The sequence below is a fragment of the Lentilactobacillus diolivorans DSM 14421 genome, from assembly GCF_001434255.1.
Classification (GTDB): Bacteria; Bacillota; Bacilli; order Lactobacillales; family Lactobacillaceae; genus Lentilactobacillus; species Lentilactobacillus diolivorans.
The window spans coordinates 127,847-146,866 of sequence record NZ_AZEY01000108.1 but is presented as its reverse complement, the minus strand read 5'-3'; the positions used below and the strand labels follow the sequence as shown (position 1 = coordinate 146,866).

Below are 19,020 nucleotides of genomic sequence, written 5' to 3'. Positions count from 1 at the left end.
CGGCTTGAAACTTGGCCGCTATGCTTGAATGTTTCATAACTAGCACAACGCGTTAATTAACGAATACGTAAAAGAAATCAAAGCAAGGCCTTCTTTTTGTATCTTCATTACATCACGACACATAATTCCTATCTAGCTAAAGCAACCCACCCACATAATAAGAGCTTTTGATTCAGATAAAAGTCAGACCTTATTTGCCAAAGTCAAAAAAGTTCATCGACTAAAGGTTCCCTTATTTGTGAGTACTCAACATAGAAAAAGTGGTGGGGCTGGGGCAAAAGTAATTTTGTCCCAGCCCCTATTTGTGTAATCACGATTATTACCGAGTCGAAACGTGAGATAAAAGGCAACTTCCTGCCGTACAACCGAATTATCCCAATATTCAAGCCCGGAATATTCGGATAATCCAGTTGTACTCTGGAAGTTAACCGCCTTTTGTCTCACTCTGACCACAAAGTTTAGACTGTTTTGCACGGATACTTGAACATCATATCTAAAAATCGAGCAAGATTATTTTACTCTTTGCCACAATAAAGTTGGTATTAAATTATCATTGTGGTGTTTAATATATCCCTTAACTTGTCGCACTGACTTCAAAGCAATCGGTTTCTTATTGCCAGTAAGTTGATTAGCCTCTTCGCCGGCTTTAGTTAAGTCATTACGATAAGCTTTTAGATCAGCTGCCTGATAATTCGTTGTAAAAGGATACTTAGTGTTGATACTCCCAACAACCTTTCGTTCTTGATAGATAATTGGTTGCAATTGCTTATCAAGACTGTATTTGTTGTAGATAAAGTGGTCATCAATCCAACCACGATATTGACCAGACCTTGAAGTAACTTTATATTGCATGCCATTTTTATAATGCCAAACTCGGTAAATTTTAAAATTCACGTGATTTTTAATTATTTTGTGAATGGTTTTGATACTTGTTAAATCACGTTTGTTTTGTCCAAATGGTTGGCTCCACAAACCACCATCCGCTTCATCCATTCCATCCAAGCGAAATACATATCCTTCTTTGGCTAATTGTGAACTGCGAATCATGTCATTATGATCTGTTTGAACATTATGGCTGTCTCGCCTTGCGTAAACCGTTGGTGCTGCTAATGTCACTAGTGATAAAACTGCTATTCCAGCTAATACAATATTCTTTAGTTTCATTTAGACCACCCTCTAATCTAATCAGTACCAACCATATGCTTCCCAATGTGCTTTAGCAGCCGTCCAAGAACCGTACCGATTACTTACATATTTATCAGCTGTACGCTCTTGATTCTCCACACTATAATCACCATTTAAATACGATGAGGTTAATTGGAAGCGACCAATGTATTGACCATTTCTAGCTGAATAACTGAAACCAGATTCGTGCTTAGCAATCCAAATCTTAGCGTCTCGATTAGCCTTACTATAACTTTCATAGAATTCTTCCCATTGTGCTTCTGATAATCCTGATTTGGCAGAAGTGGCATCTTCTGCATCCAAAGAATTAGCACTTGCAATTTGGTTCTGTGGTAGATAAATTGGCGTCCCATCAGGTAGTGGCTGATTAGGATCAACGTTACCATTAAGTGATTCCAAAGTACTCAAATCAACATTGTTATTGTTAGCAACTTGCTGCAACGTATTGTTATCCTCGTTAGCAACTGGGACAATCCCCTGTTGATCTATTTGCGGATCTGTACCTGTAGTATCGTTAGAATCATTAGTCGTTGTAACAACGGTCGGCGTTACATTGGCCTTAACTGTTGGATTATCAAGCGTAACCATCCCTAGTCCACTTAAAACTAAGCTAGACAACAAAACAATTCCTGTTTTTGATAGTTTCATATCGATAATTTTCTTACAAACTTTATTTTTGATTCATCTCCACTGTAGTTCTTGGCTCTCAAAATACAAACAATGTTCCGTCAGGATGACCATCTTAATAATTTGTTAACCTTATGAAGGATTTAACCTTTTACAATGAGCCAAAAACCACTTAGCATACATTTCAATATGATGCCCCTTTGATAAAAGCTTTGTTAATTTAGCTGGTATCTCTTTATTAAACGATACTCGTCACCATTGCTTTTCTCGGCCTTACGTAAATCAATGTCATTTTGTAAATTTAAAAAGTACCGATCAGATACACCAAATATTCTGCCCAGTCTAACTGATGTATCTACTGTTATCTTACATCGACTATGCAAAATATCTTGGACTCTTAATGTCGAAACTTTAATCTGCTTTGCAAGCGCATAGGCTGAAAGATTCAATGGTTTCATAAATTCTTTCTCTAAAATTTCACTAATTTTGGGTGTTGGAATTTCATTCATATCAATTTCTCCTATCTTCAATGGTAATCAACAATTTCTACATGCGTGAAATCGTTTGAGCTTTCAACCTAAAAGCAGATTCGATATTGATCATTAATCTTGATGCTAAACTGTCCTTTTTGTTCACCACTCAATCGTTCTAAATGATTTACTGGTGGAATCCTTAAATCATTTATATTTGTGGCGTTGTCAATCATCAGCATTTTCTGTAAAGCTACCAGACGACTCAAAAGAAAACCTGCAGTACTAATTCTTCTAACCTTCCGAGGTTATCGCTTCTTCTCACATGCTAGTCAAAACGTGGTATATTATTTTTATGAGAAAAAAAGAAACCATTATTTTAATAATTTCAAGCATTGTTCTTGGATTGATCGTTGGGCTGAGCTCACTATTTTTAGGATTATTACTAAATTTTGTTGAGCATCTTTTTCTACACTTTGAAGAAACCGCCCGTTATCCGATGGGCATTGATGTTGCCCCCGGTACCCGGTTATGGGCCGTTTTCGCTGGTGGGATTATTTCAGCCATTATTTGGTGGATTTTAAGAACCAAAGTGAAACCTCCCGTTACCATTAAAACCGGCTTGAGTGGTCAAAACATGCCGGCAATCCAAACAGCGATTCACGTCATCACCCAAATCTTTTACGTGGGAACCGGTGGCTCGGTTGGTCGCGAGTTGGCGCCACGAGAGGCTGGGGCAATGATCGCCCAAAAATGGAACGATCTATTGCTTAAATATCACCTGGCCGTTTTATCTAAAGATGATGTTAAACTTTTAATGGCCGCTGCTGCTGGTGCTGGATTTGCCGGCGTTTATAACGCACCAATTACCGGGATGTTCTTTTGTATCGAAATCCTGCTAAAAAAGATCAGTTTTCGAACAGTTGGTGTCAGCCTCAGCATGTCAATCATCGCCATGTTGGTGAGTTCAAGTGTCAGGGGCGTTGAACCCTATTATTTAGTTGGTCACACAAACTTTGACGCAACTTTTCTACCTTTTGTCATCGTCATCGCAGCTCTATGTGGGATTGCCGGTGGCCTATTCAGAAAAGCATTCACGTGGGCAGAAAAGCATCAGACCAAAAGTAATCATATTTTATGGCAGCTGCCATTGATGGCGCTGATAACCGGTGTCACACTCACGCAATTTCCACAAATTATGGGAAATGGTCGACCACTCGCTCAAATGGCAATCAGCACAACGAGTAACCACTTCATTTTATTATTACTTTTAAGTGGTTTGATCAAAGGACTGGTAACGGTCTTGACAATCCGCTCAGGGGCTGCTGGCGGTACTTTAACACCTTCAATTGCGATCGGCGCAGTCATTGGAACAATTGCCGGGATGATTGTCGCTCCAATAACCACTATCCCGGTCTGGCAATTTTCAGTACTAGGAGGCTGTAGTTTACTAGCTGCCTCGCAACAAGCACCATTAATGGCTTTATTTATGATCATTGAAGTCAGTCATTTAAATTATTCTGCTTTAATTCCGCTGGGGTTGGGGGTCATTATCTCAACCGGAGTTGCCAAAATCGTTTTAAAAACAACCATCAAGTCGAATCCCCTCTAAAAAATTCAAGATCAAATCGCAAATGGATTGTACAATTCCATTCAACCTGCTAGTTCATCTTGTAATGAGGATTTATTAAATAAATGGGGCTGGGACGAAAGTAATTTTGTCCCAGTCCCGTTTTGTGTAATCACGATTATTACCAAGTGAAAACGTGCGCCAAAAGGCAACTTCCTGCCGCCTAACCGAATTATCCAAACATTCAAGCCCGGAATATTCGGATAATCCGATTATGCTCTGGAAGTTAACCGCCTTTCGTCCCACTCTCATTCATTTTTGCACATTTAGTCAATTGTTCTTTTGATTTTCGACAGTTCGATTCTAATTGTTCCCAATTACTCGGCAATATTGACAATACCAACTTTGCTGCGAGGACCATGATGCTCGTCGTTCACAATCCGTTTCGTTTTTAACAGACGCAGACCATTCAAAATAACGAGCAATGTACTTCCTTCATGCATAAAAACGCCTAAGCCAATCGTCATCAGTCCAAAAAAGTTTAGACCAATCAGGCTAATAACCACTAATATTGCAAAAATAATATTCTGCCAAACAATTCGGTTTAACCGTTTCGCCATTTGATATGACTCTGTAAATTTTGACAACTCATTTTCCATCAAAACAACATCGGCAACATCAATAGCCACGTCAGTGCCACCACCCATTGCGACACCAACATCGGCCGTAACCAAAGCCGGCGCGTCATTCACACCATCCCCAACCATTCCGGTCATTTTCCCGGCGGCTTTCTGCTGGCGAATCACGTCAACTTTTTCTTCAGGCAGCACATTCGTGATCACTTCGTCGATTCCTAATTCATTGCCAATCGCTTCACCAGTTTGTCTGGAATCTCCGGTGATCATCACGGTATGAATTCGCTGGTCCTTTAAAAATTGAATCGTCGCCTTCGCGTTTTTACTGGGCGTGTCCATTAACGCAATCAAACCAATAACAACATTGTTTTTAGCAAGATAGACAACCGTTCTGCCTTGATTAGCCAGCGCTAACTGTTTTATTTTGATTGCTTCAGGAACCTGCTTAAACAAAGTTGGCTTTTTAATTGAATAGTCATCTTCCAAATAGGTTGCTGTTGCGCCCTTACCAACCTCGTTGTTAACTGAAAGCTGCCACTTCTCGGTCGGTCTTAAATAATTGGTAATCGCCATGGCTAAGGGATGATTGATCTGGCTTTCAATGGCATAGATAACATTAATGACATCGTCTTTTTGACTTTCATCTACCAAATAAAAATGAGTAACTTGTGGGGTCCCATTGGTTAAAGTCCCTGTTTTATCGAACGCCACCGTCTCTAATTCAGCAAGATTAGCCAGGTACGAACCACCCTTAAACAGGACACCCCTTCTGGCTAAATTGGAAATAGCGGATAGTGTGGCAGGAATTGCCGCGGCAGCAAAAGCACAGGGAGAAGCCGAAATAAGGAACACAATACTTCGATAAAGACTAACACTCATCCCCCAGTCTGCAATAAGATATCCAAATAAGAAGAACAGTGGTACTAAACTTAAAACGGCAATGACATATTTCGGTTCTAACCGTTTGATCTTTGTTGCCGTTTTACTCAAATCATTTTGCGACTGTTCGACCAACTGCAGGATTCTAGCCAATACCGTGTCATCTTTTGTTTTAGTTGCTTCCATAACAAACGGGCGACTGCCATTGACTGTTCCAGCAAATACCGGATCTCCCGGCCCCTTTTCCCGCGGCATACTCTCACCATTGATCGTGGCTTCATTAATATCACTTTGACCATCAACAATTTCACCGTCAATGGGAATTTGGTCACCATTTTGAACTTGTAAATGATCACCAAGTTTAACCTCATCAATGACAATCTCACGAATATTGCCAAAAGCATCAATCCGTTTGGCTTTAACTGGTGTCATTTCCAACAGCGTCTTAATCTCTCGCTTGCTTTTCCCTTCAGCATACCCCTCTAGAAAATGGGCGCCAGCGAAAATCAAAATAAGTAATGCCGCTTCCTCATAGTTGCCAATAATAATCGCACCAAGTGCACCTAACGACATCAACAAATGAATGTTTGGCATAAACCGACGAGCCTTCCTGGTATCAACAATGGTTTTTTCAAAGCCTTCCCAGATAATATGGTAGCCCGAAAAAAGCGTTGCTGCCAAATACAGAAGATTAACCGCCAGTGTTCCACCCTTTGCAAAATTAATTGCCAACCCAATTAAATAAAGAATTAATCCTAATCCATACAGCTTAGTTGCCACTCTTTTGATTCTCATGCCAGCTCCTCCTCGTATTTGGCTAATCAAGTTGATTGCATTTTATATGCTTACCTTTTCATATGAGTATCCATTCATATGAGTATGATATCATACGAGACCAATCTTAACAAGTAACTATCCGTCGGCTTGACATTTTTTCCAATAATCCATACAGTTAAAAAAACAGCAGTATCTATGGGGGGCAACAATTTGACCGAGCAAGATCATAAACAAACCTACGCAAAAATGAAAAATAACGGTATTCCATTAGCTGACAAAGTCGACACAGTGACCAACGTCTTTAAAATAATTGCCGATCCAACCCGTGCCCGAATTCTGCTGGCGCTAGCCGAAACATCATTAAGCGTTAACGAAATCGTTGCTATTCTCGGAATGAGCCAATCAAGTATTTCTCACCAACTCCGAGTTTTAAAAGATAATCGACTCGTCAGTGGCACCCGTATTGGTAAACAGATTCATTATCAACTGACAGATCGCCATATTGTTCAAATATTCAATCAAATGATTGACCATATTGACGAAGAATAGACGACAAAAAATGCTTTAACCGCTTTGCAAACAGCAATCAGGTTAAAGCATTTTTTATGAGTTGAATTAATGACCAATTTCTATTTGATCACTTTATCAAATTACATTTTACTAGAAATCATCAGTTAAAATCAGCTAATCGGGTTTAGGCTGCTACCTGCTGTGCATCATGGTCGCCAGCAATTTTAGTCTTATTTAACATCAATGACGACGTCACAACCGAAACTGATGAGAAAGCCATTGCCAATCCAGCTAATTCAGGACTTAATTGTAAGCCAATGCCAACTAAGATTCCCGCTGAAATTGGAATCCCAATCAAATTGTAAATAAATGCCCAAAAGAGATTCAGCTTAATTCGGTTAAATGTCTTTTTAGAAATATCAAGTGCCCGAACGACACCTAAAAGATCATTTTGAATTAAGATAATTTCTCCGGATTCAATCGCAATGTCAGTCCCGGAACCCATGGCAATCCCAACATCGGCGACTGTTAAGGCTGGTGCGTCATTGATACCATCACCTACAAAGGCAACTTTACCAGACTGCTGCAAGGCTTTGACATGGTCAGCTTTTTCATTCGGTAAAACGCCAGCAATTACTTGATCAATGCCAACCTGCTTGCCAATTGCCTGAGCGACCCGTTGATTATCACCAGTCAACATCACCGTTTTAAGCCCACGTGATCGTAACTCGGCGATTGCTTTGGCAGCGGTCTTCTTAGGCGTATCTTGGATGGCAACCAAGCCAATGATTTTTCCTGACAAACCGACCAGCACAACGGTTTTAGCATCATTTTGCAACTGCGCCATTTTTGTTTTCATCTGATTCGATATTTGATAGTCTTCAAGTAATTTGTCACTACCAATAGAGGCTTTTTCGCCATTAACAACGGCTTTGACCCCTTTACCCTCAATATTTTTAAAATCCCGGGCTTTTGGATATGCCACCTTTGCATCACTCACTTTAGCCATTACAGCATTGGCTAACGGGTGTTCTGAAGATTCTTCCAAACTTGCAGCAACTTGAAGGACTTTTGTTTGATCGCCAATAACATCGGTAACAACCGGTTTACCAGCCGTGATTGTCCCCGTTTTATCAAAAACCACTGTTTTAACCATGTTAACTTCTTCAAGCGCCTGGCCATTTTTGATTAAAACGCCCATTTTAGCCGATCGGCCGGTACCCACCATTAAAGCAGTGGGGGTTGCCAGCCCTAACGCACATGGACAAGCGATCACAATGACTGACACAGCGAATAGCATCGCTTGAACCGCCGGTGCCCCGAGAAAGACAAACCAAATGACATAGGTTGAAATAGCTGCAATCAGCACAGCTGGTACAAAAATACCGGAAAGTTTATCAGTCAGGTTTTGAATCGGTGCATGACTGGTTTGAGCCTTTTTAACCAATTCAACGATTTGTGCCAACGCCGTATCTTTACCAACTTTAGTAGCGCGGAAAATAATCATCCCGTCAGCGTTAATCGTCGAACCGATAACGGCATCACCAGCTTTTTTAGTCACGGGCATACTCTCGCCAGTTACCATTGACTCGTTAATGTTGGTGGCGCCTTCGGTTACGACACCGTCAACCGGCACCTTTTCACCCGGCCGAACCCGAATCAAGTCGCCAACCTGCACCTTCTCAAGTGGTACTTTAATGTATTGACCGTCAGATAAAACCTCCGCTTCCTTAACTTGCAAATTTAAAAGTTTCCCCAAGGCATTTGAAGCGCTGTTGTGCATTCGTTCTTCCAACGCGTCGCCCAGAAGAACGAAAACCGTTACCAAAGCAGCACTTTCAAAATAAACTTCCCGTCCGGTAACCATCGCAAACAATGAGTAAAAGTAGGCCACCGACGTTCCAACCGCAACCAACGTATTCATGTTTGCGTTATGATGCTTAAAGGCTGCCCAAGCACTCTTCCAATAAGGTGCTGCGGCAACCAACATAATGATCGTTGTGGTAATAAAGGCCACCCAATTATAAGCAGGCATCATCCAATGAAACGGCATCATGATCATTTGAAGAAGCATTGGAATCGCTAAGATCAAGGAAATCCAGAACTTCCACATATTCGACAATTTCATCAGTTGATAACCACCTTTCCATGAAACATGTTCATCCCACAAGCGAAATTAAACTCACCGGATTGATCAGTATTAATCGGAATTTCAACATCTTGATTCAGCGGTAAGGCTTCATCAAACGCCAAATCTTGTGATTGCACTTTCGACAAACACATTGCATCATTGGTTCGATGAAAAACAAGTTTGGCTGGAACACCCTGTTTAATGGTTACTTCACTGGGTTCGTATCCCCGATTAACATCAATCTTAATAAGCTGTTCACCATTAGTATTCTGGTTGCTTTTACCGTTAAAAAAATTTTTTAAATTCATTTTAATTTCCCGCTTTCTTTAATTAGTTTTTAACAATGACTTTACCGTGGAACATATTCATCCCACATGCAAAGTCAAATTCCTCGGCTCTGTCAGTTGGAATTTCAATTTGAGTCATCTTTTGCTTCGTCAAATCCTTATCAATCCCTAACTTTTCAAAAACAACGTGTGATAGACAAGCCGTTGAATCATTCATTTGAAAATTAATTTTGGCTGGCACACCTTTTTTTAAAACCAAGGTACTTGGTGAATAGCCACCATCAACCACAACGGTCGTCTCTTGTTGATTGTTGGCAATTTGAGCATCTTCGGTTTGTTCCTCATGTTTGCCGAAAAACCACCAAATAATAAAGGCGATTAAAAGAATTGCCACTCCCAGCGTTACCATCTGCATCATTATTTGACCACTCCTTTACGTTATCTTGTGTCTCTTACTTTCAACTAAATGGCTAAGTATTTAATTAACTTGGCCTGTATATTCTGCCTGCTAAGTTTACGTCTGTAACCTCAATTAATAGAATAACCCCAAAGTTTACATTTGTAAACAGAAAGAGTGATATTTTTTTAGGCTCTTCAGAAATATCTTTGAGCCAAGGCCGTTTAGTTCATTTATATGTCTATGATTAATCCCAACTCAAGGCTTAATTCAAGGCCAGATTTTAAGCATAAAAAGAGGATAAAACAGCCAAACACAAATTTCATCTGTTTTATCCTTTAGTTTTAGGAACTTGGCCTACTAACTAATACAATATGGAATAATCAATACTTCGGTTCAATATAAGGTACCCGTTTAATCGTTGCCCCAACTGAACTCTCACTGATCCAAGAACGATTTCTCAGCGCCTTGAAACTTTCACTTTTACCCGTCAAAATGACGCCGGCAAATTTGGCTTGCCTTAAAGATGAGTATTTTTTAGCATACTGAGTTGCGTATTTACTAAGTGAAAATTGATTGAATTGACCTAAATTTCCCTTTTTTGCAGCTTTTAAGGTCTTCCAAAAACTGTGATAACTTAAATCGGTAATTTTACCGCCAACTGATCGAATGCCCATCAAATTATTATCTTGAAGTGTTGGATCCGCTTGACCACCAACACCAATCCAGAACCAGTTAGCCCGAATATTCTTCGGTAATTTAGCTAAAATTTGTTGATAAGTCATCGGTTGATCAAAGCTGACCGCAACTTCAGCAACATAGTTGTGCATGCTGGAAACAGCGGCTAACTCGTTAGCCTTCTTTATAGCCGGATTTGTGACCTGATTATTGTAAAACATTGGAATCTTCTCCTGTGTCACCCGATTGTAAGCAGCCGTTCGGGTCGTATCCACAAGATTATCATTATTGATTTCACTATATAGCCAATTATATGTGCCATTCGCGCTTCCCCACGGAATATGATAACCGTCAATATCTTTGTATTCATGGCTGGAAACTTCGCCACCGCCCAAGCCACTATTGCTAATGTACAAATCACTGGATTGAATATTGGGAGCCATGACTTCTTGCCTAATCGTAAATTGAGTCATTAATTTTTCAGTCTGCGTACTCGATAAATTCTGTGTAACTTTATATCCAATTCCCGCCATAACTGGTACCATCACAACTATCAAAAGAATAGTCATTAACCACCGTTTTAGTTTAACTCGTAACGCCAATCTTTCAAATTTCTTATTGTCGTCCATTTCGTTTATCACCTAATACCTTTCTTAACCTGTGTTTAATCCGATAAAGAATCATCTTAACTGCCGCCTGACTCTTCCCCATGACTTCGGCAATTTGTTTCACCGAATACTGATCTAAGTATTTCATCTTCAAAATCTGTTTATCTCGATCAGATAATTGATTCAGCAGGCTACCAATCCTCTCGTCAGAAGGAGGCAGAACTGGAGGTTGATTCTCTTTAACTTGTGGAATTAAATAGCGTTCTAAGATCTGATAAAATCGCTTTTTTCGTCGATAGTAGTCAATGTACTTCCTTTTTGCCATTTGGTACATATAAGGCCTAATTTTATTCGGTGGCAAAATTAAATCCATTTCAAGAACTTTAACGAAAACGTCCTGAACAACGTCTTGAGCAACTTCACGGTTGGCGCCCTGCTGAACCAAATAATTAACTAATTCAGTTGATATCTGTTTAAGTATTTTTTCGTACCCATCAAGTCTCATGACAACCCCCTTTCACTCTGTACAACGAATTAGATTAGAGAAAGTAACGAAATGACGTCATTTTTCTCAATTTCGAATAAAAACGCATTATAAATTTACAGTTACTGGTTCAATAATGGCATAAAAGATCAGACTAGGAAGAAAGGTAGTTAACTTTCTGCCCACATTTTCACTTGATAATAATCGTGATTATGCAAAAAAGGGGTTGGGACAATAGTCATTTTCCCCAATCTCTGTTAGTGTCAATACAATTATTACCAAGCAAAAACGCGGGACAAAAGGCGCTTAACTTCCGGCCGCGTAACCGAATTATCCGATTACACCCTGGAAGTTAAGCGCCTTTTGTCCCGCTCTGCACATTGGACGTATTCAATTCGAGGATAATCAATGGCTAACCTAAAGATGATCATCTACCTTAATCATCTTTGGGATAATCAACTACCATAACATTAACTGTTGAGTGTCTAACAACGTAAGCAGTGGTCGATCCCAAGATAGCTCTGGAAAGACCGTTAACCCCGGATTTACCCATCACGATCAATGATGCCCCATACTTCTCGGGTAAAACCTTGGCAATTTGAATCTTAGGAATCCCAACGACAAAATGAATTTCAGCTTTAACTCCCGCTTTTTCAGCTTCATCCTGAGCATCATCCAGGATCTCCTCGCCACGGTCTCTAAATGATTCCATCACATCCTGCCCCAAAGTGACACCATACTGAACATAGCGCTGATCACTCGCAACTGAAACGATCTGCAAAGTTGATCCGAATTTTTTAGCAAGAACTGCTGCTTCTTGAACGGCTCGTTGTGAATTTTCACTGCCATCAACTGGAACTAAAATTGTGTCATACATTATTAAACACCTCCATAATATTTGTATCCACTTAAAGTTTAGCATTTTCTCCGCAAATCACCACAGGTAACGCTTTCATTTTGCTTGAAAAAATTTAATGCTTTTCCAAATGAGCAAGAATTGATTTATTAACTTGCAGCTCTGCTTGACGCTTCTTCAAACGTTCCGAATAAGTTGCAACAAGATACTTCTCTTCGGTAGTTTCAGCAACAAGTTCCGGAAAATCAATTTCATTTAGCGGATTAGTAACAATTAAACTACAAAAGGCGATAAAAGCCGGCGTAATTTCACGAGTTAGTTTGTCTTGCTTCTCAAACTTGGTAAAGACTTCAATTGCTCGTCGATTTGCACCAGTGACATAGGAAGTACACTTAACAATTTCATTTTGTTTAAGTGGTGATAAGAACTGAACGTGATCATAGCCAGCTGTTACAAACGATAAATTGCTCGGGGCAAATTTAACACCAGCGATTCCCGCATTGGCATCCAATATTTCCAGCGTTCGGCCGCCAAATTGGATTTGGCCATTATTGAGGTCCCTTGGAAACACATAGCTTTCATGAATTGCGTACGTTTCGGCACAAGTTATTTTTTTGATATGAAAATCCCCCTTGTATCTAAATAAAGTCCACGTAGTTATTTTACCTGTTCCATTGACCGGCTGACAAATATTTTTAAAGATTAAGAATGCATTCCAACAAATTATCATTTACTAAAATTTACTAAATGTGAGTGAGATGTTATACTCAAACCAGTTCTGAAAGCACTGTACCGAATGAGGAGGAAAAAACATGTATCAAGCAAACGAACAACGCTATGACAAAATGGTTTACAAGCGAGTTGGTAAAAGCGGTCTCAAACTTTCTGCTTTGAGTTTAGGCCTCTGGCATAATTTTGGGAGCGTTGATTCATATGAGAATCAAAAGGCAATTATTCATCGCGCATTTGACCTCGGAATCACCTATTTTGATTTAGCAAATAATTATGGCCCCATTCCCGGAAGTGCCGAGGAGAACTTTGGCCACATTATGGCAGAAGATATGAAGCCCTACCGTGATGAAATGATCATCGCCAGCAAAGCCGGTTATCGCATGTGGGACGGCCCTTATGGTGAATGGGGATCACGCAAGGATATCATTGCAAGCGCCAATCAAAGTTTAAAGCGGACTGGTCTGGACTACTTTGATATTTTTTACAGCCACCGTCCTGATCCAGATACGCCGTTCGAGGAAACAGCATTAGCACTTGATCAATTAGTTCGCGAGGGAAAAGCCCTGTACGTTGGGATTTCAAATTATAGCGGTGCCCAAACACGTGAAATCACCAAAATATTCAATGAGCTGCATACACCGTTTGTGATCCATCAACCTCGTTACAATATGTTTGACCGCCATATTGAAAGCGACTTATTCCCAGTCCTCAAAGCAGAAGGTAAGGCTGCTGTCAGCTTCAGTTCCCTTGCTCAAGGACTCTTGACAGATCGATATTTAAATGGCATTCCTGCTGATTCACGGGCTCATAAATCAACCAGTCCATTTTTACATGAAGATCAAGTTGAAGCAACAATTAGTACAGTTAAGCAATTAAACCAAGTTGCAAAAAGTCGTGGCCAATCATTAGCCGAAATGGCATTAGCTTGGAATTTACGTGAACCGGAAATTGCTTCCGTTTTAATTGGTGCCAGTCGCCCTGACCAATTGGATGATAACGTTAAAGCATTGGATCATTTGGACTTTTCTGATGAAGAACTCGCCAAAATTGATCAGATTTTGGGTAAATAAGTTGGCTGTTTGCTAATTTAGCTTCAATATTTGATATTACAATTTGATTGATAAAAATAACTATTTTTTAACAGATTAATGGTGGCGAGCTTGGGGTAAGAATCATTTTCCCCAGGCTCTTTTGCTGAGCTTAAACATGGGTTAAAAACAGTAGACAAATTAGTATCATATGTTAAAATCATCATATGAGATAAATATCATATTAAATTTGCTATTTCGAAAGGACCAAACCACATGCAAAGTCACGCAACCACAAGTTCATTAGTTAGTCGGAGTCTCCACACAGAATATTTTTCAACCGGGTGGATGGCTTTCGAATTTTTAGTTGGTTTCAGTTCAGGCCTTCAAGCTGGATCCATTCTCTTGATTGCCTTTGGTTTAGACAGTTTTTTAGAAATTATTTCGGGCAGTACCCTCATTTGGCGCCTTCGCAAGGAAGCTAACGGTGCTCCCAGATCAGAAATTGAACAAGCTGAGCGGAAGTCTTCCCTCATCGTTGGCAGTGTTCTGCTCTTATTATCAGTCTATGTCATCGGCGTTTCACTTTACAATCTCTTAAATCACCAAGCAGCTGACACCAGTATTCCCGGAATCTCAATTGCGATTGCTTCAGTTATCCTGATGCCAATCCTAACTCTCAAGAAACGGTCACTGGGTAAAGCACTTCATTCAGATGCGTTGGTAGAAGACGGTATGTGTAACATCACCTGCGCTTACATGGCCGCAACGGTTTTAGTTGGTGCTTTGCTGACAGCACTATTTAACTGGTGGTGGGCAGATTCAGTCGCCGCACTAATCTTGGTTTACTTTATTGCCAGTGAAGGCTGGGAATCATTCCAAGAGGGTCGCAAAGGCTAGTTTGGTATTCCGCGTCAAAGTGAAGTACAATCTTAAATAATATAAACGGCCACTTCCTTTCATGTTAGGAAGTGGCCGTTTTGCGCTAGAAAATTCACAAGTCTTTTTCCATCGAAATATCCGTTGGTTGAAAGCCACTTTTTTCGTAAACATGAATTGCCCGTTTATTATGACCGAAAACATGTAACCCCATTGATTTGAACCCCAGTGCTTTTGCTTGAGTGGCGATCAGCTTTAGTGCCTGAGTCCCGAACCCCTGATTTTGAAAATCTGGGTAGATTTGAATGTCATAAATAAAGGCCTTATCGGAGTTCTCATGATATTGAGCCAGCCAAACCATCCCAACCGGTTGCGTATTATTTTGAATCATATAAAAGTAATTATTTTTGCTCGAAAAGCCGTCCGGAAGCAGCGATTGAAAGGCTAATTGAGACCTTTGAAGGGCCTCGTCTTTTTGCCAAGTCCCAGCTTTGACCTTTTCGGCCGCATAAGCTTTAACGGCCGTTGCTTGATACTTTTTGAACATCTCGGCTGTCATTTTAACTAATTTAAGCACGATGTCACCTCCACCATGTAAAATTCACAACGTTCAAATCAATTGCTCAAATTATGCTATCATTTCAATAATCAAAACTATTGTAAAGAGATGATCTTTCGTGACTAACAATCGGATTAAAATTCGTCCACTCAGGCCGGATGAGCTAAAAGCATTTTGGCAGCTTGCCTTCAGTAATCCTAATGCTGAATGGACAAAATGGAACGGTCCTTATTTTCATGATCAACTGCCAACCAAGATTGATTTTTTGACAAACATTGGTCCCAGCGACTGGCTAAATAACGACTACCGCTGGGTCATCACCCTTGATCAGCAACTTGTCGGTGCACTATTTGCCTACTTTGATGACGGTAATTTAAAACGCTGGTTGGATATTGGTATCACCATCTACCCGGATGAGGCTTGGGGAAATCATATTGGATCAACTGCTCTGAAACTTTGGATAGATCATCTATTCACGGATGTCACACAGTTACCACACATTGGATTCACCACTTGGTCAGGCAACAAACGAATGATGGCACTTGGAGATCGAATCGGAATGAAATTGGAGGGCCAAATTCGCCAGGTCCGATATTGGCAAGGTCAGTACTATGACTCAATTAAGTATGGCATCTTAAAAAAAGAATGGAAGAAGATGGCTTCTAACGAAAAGTAATGTCATCGTAATTAGTGGTGTCACCGCCAGCGGTAAAACCACACTCATTAATCAACTTAATCAAATATATCCAAGCAGCCGGGTTATTTCGTTCGACGACTATGATATTGATCAACTCTCAACCACACCAGATATCAATGTTCCCTTAAAAGACGCGATTAATCAATACGATATTAGCACGATGATGACTGATTTTTTATCAGTTTATGGCACCACGCCATTGGTACTTGTTGATTTCCCATTCGGTTATCGGCACAAAACTTTACGCCCATACATTGACAAAGTTATTTACCTTCAAATTCCCTTGGACATCGCATTTGCCCGCCAAATCATTCGTGACGACACCCATAAATCAACAGCAGAAATTATCAGTTGGGCTCAACAATATTTAAACAGTGCCCGTCCCTACTTTGTCGAAAATCAACGTTATGTCTCAGAAAATGCCGATTTGATTTTGGATGGCACTTTACCACTAAAAGACAAGGTTGCCAAACTGATAAAACTAATTCAATCACTGCAAAAGAAAAGATGAGGGATAACAGTGAGTGAGATAGCACACAGTCTACTTATTATGTCGCAAATTAACCGTTTTCCATCCCGTTTTATTCTCACATTCCAAACCCCAATCGCAATATAGCTAATGAAACGACCCCAACAATAACAATTATTAATAGATTTTTCGACACAACTGCACTGATTAACGTGGGCACGGAAGCAATTAGATTAGGCCAATTAATTGAGGGCAAATGCCCCAGATGTTGAATAAACAAGTTTTCAAACCATAACGCAGACATGATCACAATCGGCACAAATCCAAGAAATTCAATAACTCGGGGTGACAAATTGAATCTTTTCAGGATAAGGAAAGGCGAAACTCGTCCTAACCAAGTAAGCAAACCGCTTCCAATAATGGTTAGAAGAACAAAATTAAAAGAAGGCATGTTTCATCACCACCCCAAAAAAGCAAGCTATCAACGTAACCATTAAAATCAGCATGTTGCTTGGAATGAATATCAGGCCAACAAACACTAGAATTAGCACAACACCTACCACAATCAATTGTAAACTAAATGCAATTGAACGATCACTGATAAGTTGTAAATAAGCAAGTCCAATAAACATTGCGACAATTGCAAAATCCAATCCATATTTATCTGGATCGCCAATTACATTGCCTAGTAATGCACCGGCGAGGGTTGCAATATTCCAAGCCGCATATGCCATCAAGTTAACGGTGTTAAACCAGGAAAAATTCAACGTTTTATTTGTATAATTTAATTTATTCATTCCTAACGCAAAGCTTTCATCTGTCACAATACCACCAATCAAAATATTTTTTAATAAACTGTCTCGTTTAAAATATGGCGCTAAGGTAGTCGTCATCAGAATCATTCTTGAATTCACTAAAAACACCGAAAAAATAATGGACAGTAGCGGACTGTGAGCTGAAAGCATACTAATGGCCACAAACTGAGACGCTCCACCATATGTAATCATTGACATCAATAAGCATAACATCGGGCTTAAGCCGGCCGATCTACCGACAATTCCAAATGCCATCGCAATTCCTATATAACCAAATACTGTTGGTAGCGTTTCTTTCATAGCACTGGATACAGTTAATTCGTCATTCACGCAAATGTCCCCTCGATTCTTTCAATATTTTTCAGAAAATAACATTGAAATGTTACATTGGTTATTAATCAAATTCTAATCTGGACGCCATTTGTTGTCAACGTTAATTAACTGGATAAAAAAGCAAAAAGCTTTTCCTACTTTTCTTTACCAAAATTTAATCTAAAAGAAACGCCTTCAGACTTGTTTTTTAAGCCAAAATTTTATAATATATGTGTTCACGTTAAATTAGTTTGTTAATTAACGTGAAGTTTCATTGATATGTGTTGAGCCAACGAATTCTGAAACAATTGTTATTATCGTTTATCACACTCATATTTTGAAATGGAGGCATTGCGATGATTCAAAGCAAAACTAGGATTCACCTTGTCGGAACCACTGATACTGAACGTGAAAACGGGTTATTTGCACCGAATTATCCAGCAGCAAACCGCAAACGATACTTGGAAGTGAAACGAGCAGCGGATCGAAACCCGTTTGATGCTGATGCAGAATTTGACTTGGCTATTGAAGACAAACTACGAATTGATGCCTTGATGACTTATTACCATAAGACTGAAAGAAAAAACGAAAAAGCAAGTTAATCGACCTCACAAAACTTAAAAAAGGGCGACCCACGCCGAGCCAACAATGGCTCACTGTGGGTCGCCCTTTCATTTTAATGATTAAACTATGCTTTCAAAAACAGCATAATTCCAAAAATAATTAACAGCCCATAAATGTATTTCACCATCTGATTTGGATCAATATGATCCACCAACCAGTTACCAGTCGGAATCACAATTAGCAAAAGTGGCACAATCCATAATAACAGTTCCCACACTTCCAAGCTCCAAAAACCAGCAATTGCTTGACTGGCAACGACGATGATGCCAACACATAGAAAATGGGCCTGCAAAATGCCACGAAGTTCCAGGACATGCCATTTTTTCAATGTACCATACACAACAATCGGCACCCCATGGCTATTATAGGCACTGCCCATGATTCCAGAAATCAGACCAGCCAAGTAATCCCAACCATTTGCCTGAAACCGAGGCTGACTCTTTTGATGCCGATAGATTCGAATCAAACAATAGCTGCCGTAAACAACTAAAAAGACAGCTAGGATTCGCATAATCAAGGTTGCGTCAACAAATTTAATTAGTAAAATCCCCACCGGAACTCCCAGAATGGATCCGGTTACCAGTCGCCTAACAACGGCAAAATTAATATGAACTCGATAACGAATTGCCCCGGGTAGTGCAACAATTAATCCCAAGGCACCAATTAAAGCCACCGACGTCTTCAAATCAAATGACACCAAAGCCAGTAATGGCATTGTCACCAAAGCTTCGCCAAAACCAAAAACAGTGCGCACCAACGCCCCAAATAACGCGATCAAAATGACTATTCCAAATAACATCTAATATCCGCC

Annotated in this window: 23 protein-coding genes; 7 read left to right on the top strand and 16 right to left on the bottom strand. The window is 39.9% G+C overall.

From position 1 onward, the window contains the following. Window positions 1-510: 510 nt before the first annotated feature. The 4 genes from FC85_RS14990 to FC85_RS15600 form a co-directional block, all read right to left on the bottom strand. Window positions 511-1,164, bottom strand: a complete 654-nt coding sequence (locus FC85_RS14990) for a hypothetical protein (RefSeq protein ID WP_057866322.1) — start codon at window positions 1,162-1,164, stop codon at window positions 511-513. Between the two features lie 21 nt (window positions 1,165-1,185). Next, on the bottom strand, window positions 1,186-1,833 hold the full coding sequence (locus FC85_RS14985) for an aggregation-promoting factor C-terminal-like domain-containing protein (RefSeq protein ID WP_147008598.1): 648 nt from the start codon (window positions 1,831-1,833) through the stop codon (window positions 1,186-1,188). 194 nt (window positions 1,834-2,027) lie between these two features. After that, window positions 2,028-2,321, bottom strand: coding sequence for a HigA family addiction module antitoxin (locus FC85_RS14980; RefSeq protein ID WP_057866321.1), 294 nt, complete (start codon window positions 2,319-2,321; stop codon window positions 2,028-2,030). A gap of 68 nt (window positions 2,322-2,389) precedes the next feature. Next, window positions 2,390-2,524, bottom strand: a complete 135-nt coding sequence (locus tag FC85_RS15600; RefSeq protein WP_083485163.1) for a type II toxin-antitoxin system RelE/ParE family toxin — start codon at window positions 2,522-2,524, stop codon at window positions 2,390-2,392. A 113-nt stretch (window positions 2,525-2,637) separates the two neighbouring features. Between FC85_RS15600 and FC85_RS14975 the strand changes: the two genes are divergently transcribed. Beyond that, window positions 2,638-3,894 (top strand): chloride channel protein, encoded by a 1,257-nt coding sequence (locus FC85_RS14975; protein ID WP_307726105.1) that lies wholly within the window; start codon window positions 2,638-2,640, stop codon window positions 3,892-3,894. A gap of 335 nt (window positions 3,895-4,229) precedes the next feature. Here the strand turns inward: FC85_RS14975 and FC85_RS14970 are convergent, their stop codons facing one another. Continuing rightward, window positions 4,230-6,161: a heavy metal translocating P-type ATPase gene (locus FC85_RS14970; RefSeq protein WP_057866319.1), complete on the bottom strand. Its 1,932-nt coding sequence runs from the start codon at window positions 6,159-6,161 to the stop codon at window positions 4,230-4,232. A gap of 192 nt (window positions 6,162-6,353) precedes the next feature. Between FC85_RS14970 and FC85_RS14965 the strand changes: the two genes are divergently transcribed. After that, on the top strand, window positions 6,354-6,692 hold the full coding sequence (locus FC85_RS14965; protein WP_225427613.1) for an ArsR/SmtB family transcription factor: 339 nt from the start codon (window positions 6,354-6,356) through the stop codon (window positions 6,690-6,692). Between the two features lie 145 nt (window positions 6,693-6,837). Here the strand turns inward: FC85_RS14965 and FC85_RS14960 are convergent, their stop codons facing one another. The 7 genes from FC85_RS14960 to FC85_RS14930 all read right to left on the bottom strand — a co-directional run bounded on the left by FC85_RS14960 (window position 6,838) and on the right by FC85_RS14930 (window position 12,824). Next, window positions 6,838-8,781 carry a copper-translocating P-type ATPase gene (locus FC85_RS14960; RefSeq protein WP_057866317.1) on the bottom strand — a complete coding sequence of 648 codons (1,944 nt, stop codon included), beginning with the start codon at window positions 8,779-8,781 and terminating at the stop codon, window positions 6,838-6,840. Next, entirely contained in the window at window positions 8,781-9,092 is a 312-nt protein-coding gene (locus FC85_RS14955) for a cupredoxin domain-containing protein (protein WP_057866316.1), read from the bottom strand. The genes FC85_RS14960 and FC85_RS14955 overlap by 1 nt, the downstream gene beginning before the upstream one ends. A gap of 22 nt (window positions 9,093-9,114) precedes the next feature. Further along, window positions 9,115-9,489, bottom strand: a complete 375-nt coding sequence (locus tag FC85_RS14950; protein ID WP_057866315.1) for a cupredoxin domain-containing protein — start codon at window positions 9,487-9,489, stop codon at window positions 9,115-9,117. Window positions 9,490-9,851: 362 nt separating this feature from the next. Then, a complete protein-coding gene (locus tag FC85_RS14945; RefSeq protein ID WP_057866314.1) occupies window positions 9,852-10,775 on the bottom strand; it encodes an anti sigma factor C-terminal domain-containing protein in 924 nt (307 codons plus the stop codon). Next, window positions 10,762-11,259, bottom strand: coding sequence for an RNA polymerase sigma factor (locus FC85_RS14940; RefSeq protein ID WP_057866313.1), 498 nt, complete (start codon window positions 11,257-11,259; stop codon window positions 10,762-10,764). The genes FC85_RS14945 and FC85_RS14940 overlap by 14 nt, the downstream gene beginning before the upstream one ends. 415 nt (window positions 11,260-11,674) lie before the next feature. Continuing rightward, window positions 11,675-12,115, bottom strand: coding sequence for a universal stress protein (locus FC85_RS14935; protein ID WP_057866312.1), 441 nt, complete (start codon window positions 12,113-12,115; stop codon window positions 11,675-11,677). A 94-nt stretch (window positions 12,116-12,209) separates the two neighbouring features. Next, window positions 12,210-12,824 carry an acyl-CoA thioesterase gene (locus FC85_RS14930; protein ID WP_225427612.1) on the bottom strand — a complete coding sequence of 205 codons (615 nt, stop codon included), beginning with the start codon at window positions 12,822-12,824 and terminating at the stop codon, window positions 12,210-12,212. 82 nt (window positions 12,825-12,906) lie between these two features. Between FC85_RS14930 and FC85_RS14925 the strand changes: the two genes are divergently transcribed. Both FC85_RS14925 and FC85_RS14920 read left to right on the top strand, forming a co-directional pair. Beyond that, entirely contained in the window at window positions 12,907-13,896 is a 990-nt protein-coding gene (locus FC85_RS14925; protein WP_057866311.1) for an aldo/keto reductase, read from the top strand. Between the two features lie 234 nt (window positions 13,897-14,130). Then, window positions 14,131-14,754, top strand: coding sequence for a cation efflux transmembrane domain-containing protein (locus FC85_RS14920; protein WP_057866310.1), 624 nt, complete (start codon window positions 14,131-14,133; stop codon window positions 14,752-14,754). A 94-nt stretch (window positions 14,755-14,848) separates the two neighbouring features. On the opposite strand, the gene FC85_RS14915 is transcribed toward FC85_RS14920, so the two are convergent. Continuing rightward, window positions 14,849-15,310 carry a GNAT family N-acetyltransferase gene (locus FC85_RS14915; RefSeq protein ID WP_057866309.1) on the bottom strand — a complete coding sequence of 154 codons (462 nt, stop codon included), beginning with the start codon at window positions 15,308-15,310 and terminating at the stop codon, window positions 14,849-14,851. Between the two features lie 100 nt (window positions 15,311-15,410). On the opposite strand from FC85_RS14915, the gene FC85_RS14910 reads away from it, so the two are divergent. Beyond that, window positions 15,411-15,968 carry a GNAT family N-acetyltransferase gene (locus FC85_RS14910; RefSeq protein ID WP_147008596.1) on the top strand — a complete coding sequence of 186 codons (558 nt, stop codon included), beginning with the start codon at window positions 15,411-15,413 and terminating at the stop codon, window positions 15,966-15,968. Between the two features lie 181 nt (window positions 15,969-16,149). Further along, entirely contained in the window at window positions 16,150-16,500 is a 351-nt protein-coding gene (locus tag FC85_RS14905; RefSeq protein WP_307726104.1) for a nucleoside/nucleotide kinase family protein, read from the top strand. A gap of 76 nt (window positions 16,501-16,576) precedes the next feature. Here the strand turns inward: FC85_RS14905 and FC85_RS14900 are convergent, their stop codons facing one another. Both FC85_RS14900 and FC85_RS14895 read right to left on the bottom strand, forming a co-directional pair. After that, complete coding sequence (locus tag FC85_RS14900) at window positions 16,577-16,909, bottom strand: AzlD domain-containing protein (RefSeq protein WP_057866307.1); 333 nt, start codon at window positions 16,907-16,909, stop codon at window positions 16,577-16,579. Continuing rightward, complete coding sequence (locus FC85_RS14895; protein ID WP_057866306.1) at window positions 16,896-17,603, bottom strand: AzlC family ABC transporter permease; 708 nt, start codon at window positions 17,601-17,603, stop codon at window positions 16,896-16,898. Before FC85_RS14895 ends, FC85_RS14900 begins: the two co-directional genes overlap by 14 nt. 338 nt (window positions 17,604-17,941) lie before the next feature. Here FC85_RS14895 and FC85_RS14890 point away from each other — a divergent pair, with 338 nt between their 5' ends. Next, complete coding sequence (locus tag FC85_RS14890; RefSeq protein WP_225427611.1) at window positions 17,942-18,187, top strand: hypothetical protein; 246 nt, start codon at window positions 17,942-17,944, stop codon at window positions 18,185-18,187. Window positions 18,188-18,273: 86 nt separating this feature from the next. Here FC85_RS14890 and FC85_RS14885 read toward each other — a convergent pair whose 3' ends face one another. Continuing rightward, complete coding sequence (locus FC85_RS14885) at window positions 18,274-19,008, bottom strand: sulfite exporter TauE/SafE family protein (RefSeq protein ID WP_057866305.1); 735 nt, start codon at window positions 19,006-19,008, stop codon at window positions 18,274-18,276. Window positions 19,009-19,020: the final 12 nt, after the last annotated feature.